At 68.8% G+C, this 14,288-nt stretch carries 14 protein-coding genes and 2 pseudogenes; 5 read left to right on the top strand and 11 right to left on the bottom strand.

Features of this window, described 5'->3' with window-relative positions:
* Positions 1 to 54 precede the first annotated feature (54 nt).
* Positions 55 to 1,320: an alpha/beta fold hydrolase gene (locus tag AC27LF_RS23970; RefSeq protein ID WP_479658424.1), complete on the top strand. Its 1,266-nt coding sequence runs from the start codon at positions 55 to 57 to the stop codon at positions 1,318 to 1,320.
* Between the two features lie 193 nt (positions 1,321 to 1,513).
* Here AC27LF_RS23970 and AC27LF_RS23965 read toward each other — a convergent pair whose 3' ends face one another.
* The 3 genes from AC27LF_RS23965 to AC27LF_RS23955 form a co-directional block, all read right to left on the bottom strand.
* Positions 1,514 to 1,918 carry a cupin domain-containing protein gene (locus AC27LF_RS23965; protein WP_479658423.1) on the bottom strand — a complete coding sequence of 135 codons (405 nt, stop codon included), beginning with the start codon at positions 1,916 to 1,918 and terminating at the stop codon, positions 1,514 to 1,516.
* A 57-nt stretch (positions 1,919 to 1,975) separates the two neighbouring features.
* Positions 1,976 to 2,251 (bottom strand): hypothetical protein, encoded by a 276-nt coding sequence (locus AC27LF_RS23960; RefSeq protein ID WP_479658422.1) that lies wholly within the window; start codon positions 2,249 to 2,251, stop codon positions 1,976 to 1,978.
* A 138-nt stretch (positions 2,252 to 2,389) separates the two neighbouring features.
* Positions 2,390 to 2,950 (bottom strand): hypothetical protein, encoded by a 561-nt coding sequence (locus AC27LF_RS23955; protein ID WP_479658421.1) that lies wholly within the window; start codon positions 2,948 to 2,950, stop codon positions 2,390 to 2,392.
* Between the two features lie 293 nt (positions 2,951 to 3,243).
* Between AC27LF_RS23955 and AC27LF_RS23950 the strand changes: the two genes are divergently transcribed.
* Positions 3,244 to 4,233 carry a helix-turn-helix transcriptional regulator gene (locus tag AC27LF_RS23950; protein WP_479658420.1) on the top strand — a complete coding sequence of 330 codons (990 nt, stop codon included), beginning with the start codon at positions 3,244 to 3,246 and terminating at the stop codon, positions 4,231 to 4,233.
* Positions 4,234 to 4,267: 34 nt separating this feature from the next.
* Here AC27LF_RS23950 and AC27LF_RS23945 read toward each other — a convergent pair whose 3' ends face one another.
* The 3 genes and pseudogenes from AC27LF_RS23945 to AC27LF_RS23935 all read right to left on the bottom strand — a co-directional run bounded on the left by AC27LF_RS23945 (position 4,268) and on the right by AC27LF_RS23935 (position 7,165).
* Positions 4,268 to 5,098, bottom strand: a complete 831-nt coding sequence (locus AC27LF_RS23945) for a VOC family protein (RefSeq protein ID WP_479658419.1) — start codon at positions 5,096 to 5,098, stop codon at positions 4,268 to 4,270.
* A 13-nt stretch (positions 5,099 to 5,111) separates the two neighbouring features.
* Positions 5,112 to 5,840, bottom strand: a pseudogene (locus tag AC27LF_RS23940) (alpha/beta fold hydrolase); the annotation flags it as partial.
* On the bottom strand, positions 5,840 to 7,165 hold the full coding sequence (locus AC27LF_RS23935; protein ID WP_479658418.1) for a hydantoinase/oxoprolinase family protein: 1,326 nt from the start codon (positions 7,163 to 7,165) through the stop codon (positions 5,840 to 5,842). The pseudogene AC27LF_RS23940 and the gene AC27LF_RS23935, both read right to left, overlap by 1 nt.
* A 198-nt stretch (positions 7,166 to 7,363) precedes the next feature.
* Between AC27LF_RS23935 and AC27LF_RS23930 the strand changes: the two genes are divergently transcribed.
* Positions 7,364 to 7,999: a TetR/AcrR family transcriptional regulator gene (locus AC27LF_RS23930; protein ID WP_479658417.1), complete on the top strand. Its 636-nt coding sequence runs from the start codon at positions 7,364 to 7,366 to the stop codon at positions 7,997 to 7,999.
* 423 nt (positions 8,000 to 8,422) lie between these two features.
* Here AC27LF_RS23930 and AC27LF_RS23925 read toward each other — a convergent pair whose 3' ends face one another.
* Positions 8,423 to 9,082, bottom strand: coding sequence for a TetR/AcrR family transcriptional regulator (locus AC27LF_RS23925; protein ID WP_479658416.1), 660 nt, complete (start codon positions 9,080 to 9,082; stop codon positions 8,423 to 8,425).
* 289 nt (positions 9,083 to 9,371) lie between these two features.
* Between AC27LF_RS23925 and AC27LF_RS23920 the strand changes: the two genes are divergently transcribed.
* Both AC27LF_RS23920 and AC27LF_RS23915 read left to right on the top strand, forming a co-directional pair.
* The gene (locus tag AC27LF_RS23920) at positions 9,372 to 10,220 is read left to right on the top strand and encodes an oxidoreductase (protein WP_479658415.1); all 849 of its coding nucleotides are present in this window, start codon (positions 9,372 to 9,374) and stop codon (positions 10,218 to 10,220) included.
* On the top strand, positions 10,220 to 10,864 hold the full coding sequence (locus AC27LF_RS23915; protein WP_479658414.1) for a TetR/AcrR family transcriptional regulator: 645 nt from the start codon (positions 10,220 to 10,222) through the stop codon (positions 10,862 to 10,864). Before AC27LF_RS23920 ends, AC27LF_RS23915 begins: the two co-directional genes overlap by 1 nt.
* On the opposite strand, the pseudogene AC27LF_RS23910 reads toward AC27LF_RS23915, so the two are convergent.
* From AC27LF_RS23910 to AC27LF_RS23895, 4 genes and pseudogenes are all read right to left on the bottom strand, one after another.
* Positions 10,827 to 10,985: pseudogene (locus AC27LF_RS23910) on the bottom strand (glucosamine-6-phosphate deaminase); the annotation flags it as partial. The gene AC27LF_RS23915 and the pseudogene AC27LF_RS23910 sit on opposite strands and share 38 nt — an antisense overlap.
* Before the next feature lie 135 nt (positions 10,986 to 11,120).
* On the bottom strand, positions 11,121 to 12,458 hold the full coding sequence (locus AC27LF_RS23905) for an alpha-L-fucosidase (RefSeq protein WP_479658413.1): 1,338 nt from the start codon (positions 12,456 to 12,458) through the stop codon (positions 11,121 to 11,123).
* Between the two features lie 41 nt (positions 12,459 to 12,499).
* A complete protein-coding gene (locus tag AC27LF_RS23900; protein ID WP_479658412.1) occupies positions 12,500 to 13,354 on the bottom strand; it encodes a carbohydrate ABC transporter permease in 855 nt (284 codons plus the stop codon).
* Complete coding sequence (locus AC27LF_RS23895; RefSeq protein ID WP_479658411.1) at positions 13,347 to 14,285, bottom strand: carbohydrate ABC transporter permease; 939 nt, start codon at positions 14,283 to 14,285, stop codon at positions 13,347 to 13,349. Before AC27LF_RS23895 ends, AC27LF_RS23900 begins: the two co-directional genes overlap by 8 nt.
* Positions 14,286 to 14,288: the final 3 nt, after the last annotated feature.

Raw genomic sequence — 14,288 nt, 5'->3', positions numbered from 1 at the left:
GACGGTCCACAACGGCGGACGGCACCGACCGTGCGTCGACCGCAGCATCGCCGTATGACGACAATTCAACTCCACTCCACCGAAGCGCAGATGGGGCGGCGCCGCCGACGTGCCCTGCGTCTCCTCGGCCGCTCCCTGCTCGTCCTGGTCGGCGTCCTGATCGCGCCCGTCGCCGCGACGGCGGCCGCATGGGCGACCGCCACGGTCACCGCGGACCTCGCGCTGCTGGCCGCGGTCGCGGTCACCGCGCTGGTCATGAGCTGCGCGCCGCTGGTGTACGCGGGTGTACGACGGCCGGCCGTCACCGCCCTGGCCACGACGGCCGTCCTCGTGGCCACCTCGACCGCCGCATACCTGACGGTGCTCCAGCCCCTCGGTGGGACTCCCCCGCAGCCCCACTCCCGGCCCACCGGCTACTGGACCCTGCCGACCGGATCACGCCTGGCCTACACCCTGCTCCGCGCCCACGGCACCCCGCGCCCGACCCCGGTGATCGTGCTGCACGGCGGCCCCGGCACCCCCGGCGACGGACCCGATCCGCTGGAGAAGCGACTCGCCGCCCGCGGTTACGACGTCTACTCCTACGACCAGTTGGGCTCAGGCCGCTCCGGCCGACTCGCCGATCCGACCGGCTACACCGTGGCCCGGCAGGTCGCCGACCTCGATGCCGTACGCACCCGCATCGGCGCCGACCGCGTGGTGCTGCTGGGCGCCTCCTGGGGCGCCACGCTGGCCACGGAATACCTCGCCGCACACCCCGCCCGGGTGGCCCGGATGGTGCTCACCTCGCCCGGGGCGCTGTGGGCTCCGGCGTGGAAGGACCGGGCCGAGGGCGACATCTGGGACCGGCTCACCACCGATCAGCAGCGCCGTCTCGACGCGCTGCAGGCCAGGCCCCGGCTGCTGGCATGGTCACTGCTGATGGAGGCCAACCCGCGCGCCGCACACGCCCTGGTCTCCGACGCCGAACTCGACGCCGTCTTCGCCCGGCTCCTTGCGATCACGGCCCCGGCGGCCACCTGCCACCCCAGTCGCCCCCTGCGCGACCTCCCGGCATCCGTACCGGGCTTCTACGCCAACCAGCTCACCACGGCCGACCAACTCACCGTGCCCGACCCGCGCCCCGCCCTGCGCCACATCCGCGTGCCGACGCTCATCCTGCGTGGCACCTGCGACTACAAGAACCCGGGCATCGCCCGCGAGTACGACGAAGTGCTCCCCGAATCCACGCTGGTGAGCGTCGACGGCGCGGGCCACCTCATCGACGCCGAACAACCGGAACGCTACCGTCAGTCCGTCATCCGTTTCCTGGAACCCTGACCCTGAGCCGCTGCCGCGGACCCGCGCTCAACCGGGCGGGCGGCGCCGTAGTGCGGGACGTCGCCCTGTGGAAGCAGGTCCCCGGCGTCTCGCGTCCGCGGCAACTGACGGTACGGCAGTCCCCGCGGCAGCGGCCCGCGGGCTGATGTGACGTCAGGATTCCTGAAACAGAGGAACGGGAGCAGTTCGAGAACTACTTGAACGCATGGCCATGGCCGGCAGTTGAATTGCCGTCATCGGGCACCCTGTAGCCGGGCACAGAGGGCCAGCGGACCGTCAGAACCACGGACTCTTCCTCCGCGAACCAGGAGTGATCGACGCCCCGGCCCCACACGACGTAGTCGCCCTGTCGGGCCAGGAGAACACTGCGCCCGGGCAGTTCCACCCGGAAGCGCCCGCTGATGAGGACCAGCAGGGCGGTGCGCTCTTCGCCGGTCACCCACTGAGCCCGCTCGTCGCCCTGTGGGTGGACGCCCCATTTGATCTCCACGGCCTCGCTGTGTCGAGGGTCGGAGGCGTCCTTGAAATGCCCCAGCAGCCATCCCCGGTCCAGTGCCGCGTCCCCGCCCGCATTGCCCACATACACGCTGTCAGTCATGGCTCCGGAAGGTAGCAGCCGACTGCATCAGCACTCGCAGAAGCAACCACTTGCCGATCACAGCAGTGCACCTGACGTGAAGTTGTAGATGAGCGGGCTCCGGACGCCTGGGGCGATGTGCTGCGTGCCGGGCACGACGATGCGCTTGTCGGCGTGAACGCGGACCACTCCGCACTCGACTGCGAAGAAGCCGCACTCCACGCCCGCAGTCAGTGCGACGGACCTCGCCTCCGGCTGAAGAGGGCACTCGGCAACCCGGGGCGGACGCACCACGTCGGAGGGCTGCTGCGTCAGCCCCGCGGCGGAGAACTTGTCGGACTCGTACCGGTACACCGCCCGCCTGCTCGCCTCAGGACCACGGGAGTTCCGAAGTAGAGGATGCTCGCTCGGATCACTCGATGTCCGTCGCCGTCTCCGACGCCACCACGCCGCCACCGATGACGGCGAGCCGACCGGGTATCGGTTCTCATGTCAGTCGCGCTTCGCGGCGCGGCCCAGGCGCAGGGCCGAGATGAGGAAGAAGACGGCGCCCGGGACGGCGTAGCCGATCGCGCCGGTGAGGGTGGGCTCGTCCGCGTCGGCCGACGCGATGAACGACGCCCCGGCCAGCACCGAGATGCCACCGCTGAGGATCATGGGCCACTGGCCGCCCATCGCGCGGCGGGGAACAGCCACGATCAGCTGGACCAGACCGGCCACGATCGCCCAGGTGCCCCACACGCGCAGCACCGCCGGGATGCCGGACGCACAGGCGACACCCACACCGATCGCCGTGACCAGGCTGACGGCGACATTCACATACAGCAGCACAGGCGATCCCGTACCGCGCGAAGCCTTGGCGTCGACAAGGGCCGCACCCACGTCGAACAGCGGATACAGCACCAGCAGCACGGCCGCGACCGGGCTGATCTCCGACGCCATCGTGAACATCACAAGGGCCCAGACGATGGCGAACGCGAACCGGACGAAATACAGCCGCCGCAGAGCAGAGGCGGTGCCGGCGATGCCGGACTGAGCAGCAAGAGTGCTCACGGTGATCCTTTCGGTGGACAGAGGTGGAGAAAGGCCGGTGTGCCGGATCGTCGGCTCACTTGTTCCGGCGAACGCGCTCTCGGCGAAAGGCCGTTGAGGGACAACCGGATTCGCGGCGGTCACCGGCTCGCTGTCGGCGACCCTTCCGCAAGAACGACCGTTCTGTCTCAGAAGCATGGCAAGGGTGCCCGCGACTGTCAAGAGAGAACGTTCTCTCTATCTCATCGCATTGCTCGGCACAGCAGGAGAAATAGGGGACATGATCCGTCCGGTATCCGCCGTAGCCTGTCGTCATGTCTCGACCCACCGGCCGTGTACTGGCCCTCCTGGAACTGCTCCAGTCGGGCGGCATCCGGACCGTGACCGAACTCGCCGACCGGCTCGGCGTCGAAGGACGAACCGTACGGCGCTATATCGACCACCTGCTCGACCTCGGCGTGCCCGTGGAGTCGGTGCGCGGCCGCTACGGCGGGTACCGCCTCACACCCGGCTACCGCCTGCCCACCCTCATGTTCAACGACGACGAAGCGCTGGCCGTGCTGCTCGGGTTGGTCACCGGCCGCCGCGAAGGACTGACACCGGCACAGCGCACCGCCTGCGAGACGGCAGCGGCCAAGATCCGGCGGGTGCTGCCCAAGGACCTCGCCGGCAGATTCGACGCACTCCTCAAATCCGTTGCCTACACGGACCGGCCCGGTGCGCTCGCCGCCCCGGACACAGCGGTGCTCCTCACCCTCGCCGACGCGGTACGCCACCGCCGTCCGGTCTCGATCCGCTATACGGACCGCGAGGGCCGACGGAGCGAACGCACCCTGCACTCGTACGGCATTGTCGCTCATGCCGGTCACTGGTATGTCACCGGGCGGGACGCCCTGATCGGTCAGGACCGCACCTTCCGTCTCGACCGCATCGCCGACGCGCGGACACTACCCGGCTCGTTCGAAGCCCCCGCCGGCCAGGACCCGGCCCAACGCGTCCTTTCGGGATTCGCCACGACCGAGTACCGGCACGAGGTGACTCTGCGGATTCACGGCACGGTGGAGCAGGTCCGCTCCCGTCTTCCCGTCGACGCCTCGATCCTGGAAGAACACGGGGCCCCGGCGGATGCCGAAGGGGCGGCCGAGCGATGGCTCCGCGTCACACTGGGGGCGAACCGGCTCGATTGGCTGCCTTCCCTCCTCGCCGCACTCGACCGGCCGTTTGTCATCGAGCGGCCCGGCGAACTGCGCGACCTCGTCATGGCGCTCGCCGACCGCCTCACCACCAGTGCCCGGCAGACCTGAGACGCGCCGGCCGAAGACCTCGTCTTCACGCGCGTCACGGCTTCGGGGAGGCGAACGGGTTCGCGCCGGTGTGATGGTGTCCCCACACGTCAGAGACACCGAAGTCGTGCGGCACCCAGTCCTCGCCGACCTCGATTCCGCCGCAGCCGATCTCCAGGTGGAACCCACTGGGATTGCGCACATAGAACGAGATCGCCTTGTCGTTCATGTGCCGGCCGAGGCTGATCGAGATCGGCGCACCGTTGGCCCGGGCCCGGTCGTACGCTCGTCCGACGTCGTCGAGCGAGCCGTACTCGAACTCCAGGTGGTGGATCGACGGCGTGTCCGCGGTCGCCAGCGCGATGCTGCGGTGGGTCGTATTGCAGCGGAAGAAGAACAGGCCGGGAGCGCGGTAGTCGGTCAGCTTAAACTCCAGTACCGACTCGTAGAGTTCGCGCAGTTCGGCGAGGTTCGGAGTGGCCAGCACGAAGTGGCCGAGGCCGGTGGCACCGGGGCTCGTCCCGTCCGGCCGCGTGACACTGGTGCGTGTCTTGGCTTCGCCGACGGCCAGCTCGACCCGGTACCCGACCGGGTCGGTGAACCAGCGCAGGCGGGTGGCTCCACGCAGCTGCGTCTCCTCGGCCGTACCGTCCTTGACGGTGAAACCCGCGTCGGTGAGCCGCTGGGTGAGCCGGTCGAGTTCGCTCGGCGTGTCGACGATCCAGCCCAGTTCTCGCGGGCTGTCCTGGGTGGCGGGGTAGAGGGCCACGCGGTACTTGAACTCGTCGAGTTCGGCCAGCGCGATGTCGTCGGTGCCGGACTTCGCCGTGGTGACACCGATTCCCAGCGTACGGCTCGCGAACGATGTGATGGAACTCAGGTGCACACTCGTACTGCACCCAGTGCCGGCAGTGCGGCAGCACGCGGAGTTCCGCATGGGGGATGCCCTCAAGGATCTTCGGTGCCCAGGCCAGCGGAACCGTCTGGTCCTCCCGCCCCCACAGGAGCAGGGTGGGAGGGGCGATCAGCGGCAGGTCGGGAGTCAGGTCGCCGAAGTTCGGGGGGATCGGCAGTTCCGGGTGAGCCCTCACACTCGACTCGTATCGCTCGTCGATGAGGGATTCGGTGGCCAGCTCCTCGTCGAACACCATCAGCCGCACGAACTCGGCCATGGCCGCACGCGAAGACTCCTTGGCCGCCATGTAGGCGAAGAGGCGGTCGAGGCCGACGGGCCACGGCGGTGCGTCCGCCGGGAGAACCCCGCCGGGAGCCATCAGAACGAGCCGGTCCACCCGATCGGGAAGACGCATCGCGATGCGCATCGCGACGGCTCCACCGTAGGAGTTGCCCACCAGGTGGGCGCGCTCGATTCCCAGCGCCGTCATCGCGCGGCAGACACGTTCCGCGGCGTGAAAGATCAAGGGCTCATCCGTCGCGGGTCGCGGGGAGCTCCCCCAGCCGGGCAGGTCCACCACGATGTTCCGGTAGTCCTCGAAGGCCGCCAGGTTGCCGCCGAAGTTGCTCATGCCCGTGGCCCCCGGCCCCGAGCCGTGCAGCCACACGACCGGGCTGCCCGAACCGACGTCGGTGCAGGACAGCAACGTGTCTCCGACGTCCAGCGTCCTCATCACTCCGATCCACCCTCTTCTCTGTGTGCAGCGCGGTAAAGCTGTTGTCGTGCATGCGCCGTTGCGACTCGCATGCCACGCTCGTGGTCGTCCGTCCACACGGTGCCGCCGAGGCCGTGTTCCTTCCGCCGGACGCGTGTGCCACCCACCGGCCCCCGATGACCAGCGCGTGATGGTGCGGGTTCGCATGGTCTCCTCCGGTTGCTCAGCTCACGCCCAGCTCCGGTGGTCGCGAGCTCGTTGAGCTGCATCGAATAGCGCAGGTCGACCTCACGTTGCATGGTCACGTCCTTGAACTTCACCTTCTGCCGGTCGAGCGCGCGTTGCAGGTCGGCTTCCAGCCGGGCGTAGTGGGACTCCAGCACCGTGTGCTCGACGGGGAAGGCGGAGGGATCGGAGAGTTCGGCGCTCAGGACGATGTCCGAGGCCGCGAGCCCGTAGGCCGAGAACGCGGAGGCGACAGGGCCGAGGGGAACAACGACCTCGCTCACCCCCAGGTCCTGGCAGTAGCCGACGCAGTGGGCGGGTCCGGCACCGCCGAAGGCGTAGACGACGAAGTCACGGGGGTCGTAGCCTGCCTGTACCACGCCCCGGCGCAGAAGGTCCCCCGCCTGCGCGTTCTGCACCTCGTGGATGGCGATGGCGGCCTCTTCGACGGTGAGGCCGAGTGGTTCGGCCACGTGCTCGCGGATCGCCTGCCGCGCCAGGTCCATACGGAGTGGCTTCCTGCCGCCGAGCAGTCCGTGCGGGCTGAGGATGCCGAGGACGAGGTTGGCGTCGGTGTTGGTGGGACGAGTGCCGCCGTTGCCGTAGCAGGCAGGACCGGGGACGGCCTCGGCGCTCTGCGGGCCCAGCCGCAGATTGCCGCCGGCGTCGACGGAGGCGAGCGCCCCGCCCCCGGAACCAATGGTGTGCACCCGGATGGTCGCCGCGTTGATCGGGAACTGGTTCACGACGGAACCCGGTGCCATCACCGGTTCCCCGTCGACGATGAGCCCCGCCAGGAAGGTCGTCCCGCCGACATCGGTGGTGATGACGTTGCGGTGGCCCAGCTGCTCGGCCATGCGCATTCCGCCGATGACGCCACCGGAAAGGACGGAACCGACCGTGGTGATGGCCTGCTCCGGTGCCCGGTCGGCCGTGATGGTCCCGCCCTCGCTCTGCATGACCAGCAGCGGGCCCTTGAGCCCGTTGTCCTCCAACTGCTTCTGCAACGGGGTCAGGTACATGCGCAGCCGCGGCCCGATCTGCGCGTTCATGATCGTCGTGGAGGTCCGCGAGAACTCGCGGATGCGCGGGCTGACGTATCTCGGGGTCTTCGACAACCGCGGCAGCCACCATGTGTATGTAACGCTCACTCTACAGCTGAGGCAATAGGCGGGACAGATCTTTGCCTGACGGTTGTCGACCGGCCGGACGACGCGGGCATGTTCTGCGCGACGTTCGGTCTCACCATGGGAGACTCCCTGGCCGCCCTCCGTCAAGACCGAACGTTCTACCTTTCGGTTGTGTACCCTGTCGGCATGAGTGCGAGTACAGCAGGCGGCAGCACCTCCGAAGCGCGGGCGCGGCTCCTCAACACGGCGACCCGGATCTTCTACGCAGAGGGGATCCACTCCGTGGGCATCGACCGGATCACCCTGGAGGCGAAGGTGACCCGGGCCACGTTGTACCGGCACTTCGCGGGCAAGGAAGACCTAGTCCTCGCGTATCTCGACCAGGCCGACAAGGGGATCCGAGGGCAGGTGGCCGCCGCTCAGGCGAGCAGTGAGTCGGCCGTCGACAAGGTCAGAGCCGTCGCCAGATCCATCGCCGACGGCATCCTGTCCCCCGGTTTCCGCGGCTGCGCCTTCCTCAACGCGGTGGCCGAGTATCCCGATGCCGGCCACCCGGTCCACCAAGCCGTCCTGGCCCACCGCGCATGGTTTCTGACCACTGTCACGGAGCTGCTGGCACACATCGGTGACGCACCCGCCGAGCCGGCTGCCCGGCACCTCGTCATGCTCAGGGACGGCGCCATGGCAGCCGGCTGCCTCTTCGACCCCGAGCTGGTCTGCGAAACCTTCCTACGAGGTGTCGAAGGACTTCTCCAGGCACGCGTCCGCTCAGCGCCCGCGCCGGACGCAGCCGACTCCAAGGCCGCGGACAAGGCCCTCTGAGAGCCCTCGCGTTCCCGTCGGCAGGCAAGTGCGGCGGCCGTCACGCGCCGCTGGTTCATGGCCGGCTCAAGAAGACGGCGCCCGGGACGGCGCAGCCGAACACGATCAGCTGGACCGGCGGTGCGGTGCCAGACGCGGGCCGCGGAGTCGCCCATGACCGTGCCGCTGTGGCCGGCAAGGACGATGCGGAGGGTGAGGGCCGGCGCCGGGACCACTCGTGCACCGGGACCAACAGGGCGCGGCGACCGACCAGTTCGGCGAGCAGCAGGAAAGGTACGGGCGCACCGGTGGCCCCGGCCTGAGGGGCTGTCAGCAGGGGCCGCAGACAGCAAAGCGGCGACCGCAGCAGTGCGGTGCGCCTTACGGCGAAGGTCAATTGCGACGCCACCACACGGAACCCACGGAGCGTGCGCTCCCGGATCGTCACGCTCCGCCGACGTCGGACGTCACTCCCACCGCACGGCCACCCTGGTCTGCGAGACCGCGCACCAGAGAGACGAACGGTGCGACCTGTGCGCTGTAGCTCATGCCGTCGAAGCTGTTGGCCACCGCGAGCCCGTCGGTCATGGCCCGCCCCAGGACGGCCAACCGCTGGACGAACGCCTCGTTCTCCTCGCCGCCGTTCGGAGCGAAGACCGGGGTCAGGGCCTCCACCCAGGAAGCATGGGCGTAGTCGCGGATACGGCGCACGGTGTTCCGCACCACCTCGGTGTCCTTGTGCGGGCCGACACTGATGGCCAGCAGGAGCCGAAGACAGTCGGGCCGCTGGTCGAGGGATGTGCACGCTGCCGTGAGCCATGCCTCGAAGCGCTCCAACGGTTCTGGACCACGGAATGAGGACGGATTCGGGAACTGAGCGTGCAGTTCCTGGAAGGTGCGCTCAAGCAGTGCCGCCAGAACACCGAGCTTGTTGCCGAAGTGGTAGTAGATGGAGCTGGCCGGAAGCCCTGATTGCGCGCACAGGTCCGAAATGGCCATGCCGTCGTAGCCCTGGCTTGTGACAAGGCTACGCGCCGCATCAAGGATGACATCGCGGCTGCCCGAGCCGGCACCGGACGACGCGGAGCCGTTTCCCTTCACCATGGGCCCATGATAGGTCCGGCATGACGGGCCGACCGACTGGCACGGAGCAACCCGGACCGCGCGACCAACGCCGGCCAGGACCCGTTCCTTCGACCCGATCCATGGCCAGGCCGCTTGATCACTTCCGTCAACCAGTGCCCGGTGGAGACAGACGCGCCACCCGACCGGCGAAACCGTCGCCGCGTGCCGCGCGACGACAAAATCGACGTAGTGACGGTAAAAATCGACACTGTGTAGACTCTTCGGTGAGGAGCGGTCCAGCTCCATGAGAGACCTTCCTGGAGGAGCAGTGCAGAAGCGGAACTGGCTCATCACCGGCGTCAGCACGGGCCTCGGACGCGCCTTCGCGCAAGCCGCCCTGACCGCCGGGCACACCGTCGTGGGCACCACCCGCTCGGAGGAGGACCTACGGGCGTTCGAAGCGCTCGAACCCGGGTACGCTCACGGCCGCATCCTGGACGTGACCGACAGCGACGCCGTCTCCAGCGTGATCGCAGAGGTGGAACGCGGCGTCGGCCCTCTGGACGTCGTCGTGGCCAACGCCGGCTACGGATTGGAGGGCACCTTCGAGGAGACCCCGCTGGCCGACGTGCGCAAGCAGTTCGAGGTGAACGTGTTCGGGGCAATGGCCACCCTGCAGGCGGCGCTGCCCCACATGCGCCGGCGCCGCCGCGGCCACCTGATGGCCGTCACCTCCATGGGCGGGCTCATGGCCGTGCCCGGCATGTCCGCCTACTGCGGCAGCAAGTTCGCCCTGGAGGGCATCCTTGAGGCCCTGGGCAAGGAGGTCGCACAGTTCGGCATCCATGTGACGGCGATCGAGCCGGGCTCGTTCCGCACCGACTGGGCCGGTCGGTCCATGACACGCGCCGCGCGGACCATCGACGACTACGACGAGTTGTTCACCCCCATCCGCGCAGCGCGGCAAAAGGCCAGCGGCCATCAGTTGGGCAATCCGGCCAAGGCAGGGGAGGCTGTCCTGCACATCACGTCGGTCGAGCAGCCGCCCGCCCACCTCGTCCTGGGCTCGGACGCGCTGCGACTGGTCACCGCCGCGCGCACGGCCGTGGACGAGGACATCCGCGCATGGCAGACGCTTTCCCGTACGACCGACTTCGCCGAGGGTGCTCAGCTCTGATGCCCGGCCGACAGCCTGCGCGGAGCCGGCGCACCACCGAACGCAAGGGCGATGTCCGGGAGCGGGCCATCCTCGACGTCTGCGAGGCTCTGCTGGCGGAGAAGGGCTACGACGCCATGACCGTCGGCGACATCGCCCAGGGCGCGGGCATCACACGCGGTGCCCTGTACTTCTACTTCGGCTCCAAGCAAGAAGTGGTCACGGCGCTCGTGGCCCGGACCGTCGAGCACCTGTGGGAGCGGTCCCGGGCCACTGCGCAGGCCGACGAGCCGCGCCAGGCCATCGCGGCGGCCATGCGGCGCACGGTCGAGCTCTGGAACGAGCACGGCCTGGTCATGCGCACGGCCATCGACCTCTCGCTGACCGTGCCGGAGATCGGCGAACTGTGGAACCACACGGCGGACCTGTTCATCACGGCCATCACCGCCGTCCTGGAAAGAGCGGGCGTTCGGCCGGGCACCGAACCAGAACAAGCCCCGGCGATGGCGCGCGCCCTGTGCTGGATGATCGAGCGGACCTTCTACCACGCTTCGCAGGAGTCCCGCGAGAAGCTGCAAGAGGCATCCATGACCTGCGAACACATCTGGCTGACCAGCGCCGGTCTGGCCCCTGCACGTCCTCGGCACGTGCGTCGGGGCCCATGAAGGACGCAGGGTCGAGGCCCGGCGGCTCCGCGATGTCGCGCCGCGCGCCGGAGCGGTAGGTTTCCGGATGGTCCTTGGGCAGCCCGACGTCTTCGTCCGGCTGCCCCCTACGCGCCGCTGACAACAACGGTCTCGCCGGGGCCCTGCCGGCCCTGTCTGCACCGCGCGCCTGCCGCTTCGAGTGCGACCCTGAACTGGCTCGCCGGCCGGATACCCGGCCACCTGAAGGGGCGCGGTCCTGCCGGGACGTCGTGGATCAGCGTAGGGGGACATCCACTCGGACGGGCCCGGCGAGGGCGCGGTCGCCGATCGTCACGACGAGCGCGCCGTCGACGGCCTCGGTGAAGGCGCCTGCGGCGGCGGACAGGTCCAGGGCGTCGCCGTTGGCGTCGAGGGTCACACGGGTGCCTGTCGGTGCGTCGACGAACGCGTGCGCGGTCCGCCCGGTGCGGGTCCAGCGGACCCAGGGCTCGTCGGAGGGCCGTGCGAGGTCCGCGCCGAGGGGACGCGAGCCGAAGACGGCCTCGGCGTTCGCGTGGTTCCAGGCGCCGAGCTGCTCAAGGGTGCGGCGCTGCAGCGGCGTGACCTCGCCGGAGGCGGTCAGGCCGATGTTCAGCAGCAGGTTGCCGCCCCGCGAGACGACGTCGAGGAAGTGGCGGACGGCGCCTTGCCCGCTCAGGGAGTTGGTCTCGTCCTCCAGCCGGTTGTGGCCGAAGGAGAAGCCGACGCCGCGGCAGTTCTCCCAGGCCGCGTCGCCCTCGCTGGCGCGGCCCTGCTCGTACTCACTGGTGCGGAAGTCCCAGTGCGTTTCGCCCCAGCGGTCGTTGGCCACGCCCTCGGGGCGGGCGGCGTAGAAGCGGCGGAAGAGTTCGACGAGGCTCTTGTCGCCCTCGGGCTTGCCGGCGTCGGGGTACTCGATGTCGCCCCACAGGACTTCCGGCCGGTACTTCTCGATGAGGTCGGCGACGTGGTCGAAGGCGTAGTCGGCGTAGGCCCTGTCCCGGGGGCGCAGGGCGTCGTCGATGTGGCGGACGATGGGCGGGGTCTGGGTGAAGTGCCAGTCGAGGCCGCCGGAGTAGTACACGCCGAAGCGGATGCCCCTGCGTTCGGCGGCGTCGCGGAACTCGCCGATCAGGTCGCGCCGGGGGCCGCGGCGGACGGTGTTGCGATCGCCGGTGCCGGGGGCGTCCCACAGGGTGACACCGTCGTGGTGCTTGGTGGTGGGGACGAAGTAGCGGGCGCCGGTGGCGGCGACGAGGTCCATGACGGAGTCGGCGTCGAATGCCTCGGCCTTCCACAGGTCGAGGAATGTGTCGTAGTCGGCGCCGCCGTAGACCTCCTGGTGGTGCCGGCGGGCGGGGCTGCCTTCGATGCGGATGGTGTTGTAGTACCACTCGGCGTACGGGTTGTGCTTGAACCATTCCTCTTCGTCGATGGTGCCCAGCGCTCCGATGGGCTCGCCCCAGGCCGGGACGGAGTAGGGGCCCCAGTGGACGAAGATGCCGAGCTTGGCGTCCCGGAACCAGGCCGGCGTCTCACGTTCGAACTGCTGGTACTGCTGCGGGCGTTCGGGGGCGTTCTTGAACATGGCCATGCGGGGGACGGTCCTTTCCGGGGTCGAACGTTGCCGTGGGTTCAGCGGCCGCCGAGACCTGAGGTGACGATGCCGCGCACGAGGTAACGCTGGAGGGCGATGAGCAGGACGGTGGACGGCAGCATGGAGATCACCGAGGCCGCCATGATGAGGTGCCACTGGGTTCCCTGCTGGCCGAAGAACTGCTGGAGGCCGAGGGGGATGGTGCCGAGCGTGGTGACGTCGTTGACGACCACCAGGGGCCACAGGAAGGAGTTCCAGTAGGTGATGAAGGTGAACACGGCGAGCACGGCGAGAGTGGGCCGCGCCAGCGGGAGCATGATGCGCAAGAAGGTGCCGAGTTGGCCCAGGCCGTCGATGCGGGAGGCGTCCTCCAGTTCCTGTGGGACGGTCATGAAGAACTGGCGCAGCAGGAACGCGCCGAGCGCGGTGAACGCCCAGGGCACGATGAGCGCCTGGTAGGTGTTGACCCAGCCCAGTTCCCGCATGAGGACGAAGGCGGGCACGATGATGACTTCCTGAGGGAGCATCATCGTGGCGAGGAAGACCATGAAGGTCGCGGTGCGGCCACGCCAGCGCAGCCGGGAGAAGGCGTATCCGGACAGTGCGGACACCGCGAGGGTGATGAGGGTGCCGCCGACCGCGACGACGACGCCGTTGACGAGGTAGCGGGCGAACGGCGCGTAGGAGAAGACTTCGGCGTAGTTGCCCCATTGCAGGGTCGAGCCGAACAGGGACGGCGGCGTCGAGAAGATCTCCGAGGGTGCCTTCAGCGAGGTGCCGACCATGAAGATCAGCGGGGACATGAAGAGCAGCGCGACGAGGATGAGCAGTGTGTAGCCGATCGCGGTGCGCAGGTTCCGGACGCCGCGTCCGCGGGAGACGACGTCACTCATAGTGCACCCACTTCTTCTGTCCGAGGAACTGCACGGCGGTGACGCCGAGGATGATGACGAACAGCACCCAGGCCGCGGCAGAGGCAAGTCCCAGCTTCTGGAAGGTGAAGCCCTGGTTGTAGATGAACTGCACGAGGGTGACCGTGGAGTCGCCGGGGCCGCCGCGCGTCATGATGTACGGCTGGATGAACACCTGGAAGGAGGTGATGAGGGTCATCGTGGTGGCGAAGAACAGCGACGGAGAGATCAGCGGGAGCTTGATCCTCCAGAACGCCGTCCAGGCGTTCGCGCCGTCCAGCGAGGCCGCTTCGAGCTGGCTCTCCGGTACGGAGTCCAGCGCGGACGAGAAGACGATCATGTTGTAGCCGAAGCCCTGCCAGACACTCATGACGACGATCGCGATCATCGCCCAGTGCGGGTCGGCGAGGAAGTCCGGCAGCTCGATGCCGAAGAAGGACTGAGCCGTCGCGTCGAAGGCGCCGCCCGGCTGGTAGAGCATGCGCCACACGACCGCGTTGGCGACGATCGGGGTGACCGTGGGCAGGAAGAAGATGACACGGAAGATCTGCCGGTGCCGGATCTTCGGGGACAGCCAGGCCGCCATGCCCAGGGACACGGCGAGGTTGAGCGGCACGTAGAGGACGACGAACACAAACGTGTTGGTCAGCGCCGTACGGAAGGTCGGATCACTGATCAGCTGCTGGTAGTTGCCGAGGCCGATCCACGACGGGCTGCCGATCATGGGCCAGTCGTGCAGGCTCATGGCCAGGGCGATGCCGATGGGGACAAGGGTGAACAGCGCGAGCCCGAGGGCGTGGGGCGCGGCGAATCCGACGCCCCACGCTCCGGACCGGCCGCGCCGGCGGCCACCTCGGTGGTGGTCCTTCGACGCCGCCGCGGCAGTCACCTCGCGTGCGGGGACATGTGCCATGCT

It is taken from the genome of Streptomyces diversicolor (assembly GCF_057537855.1).
This window is presented reverse-complemented; position numbering and strand designations above follow the sequence as displayed.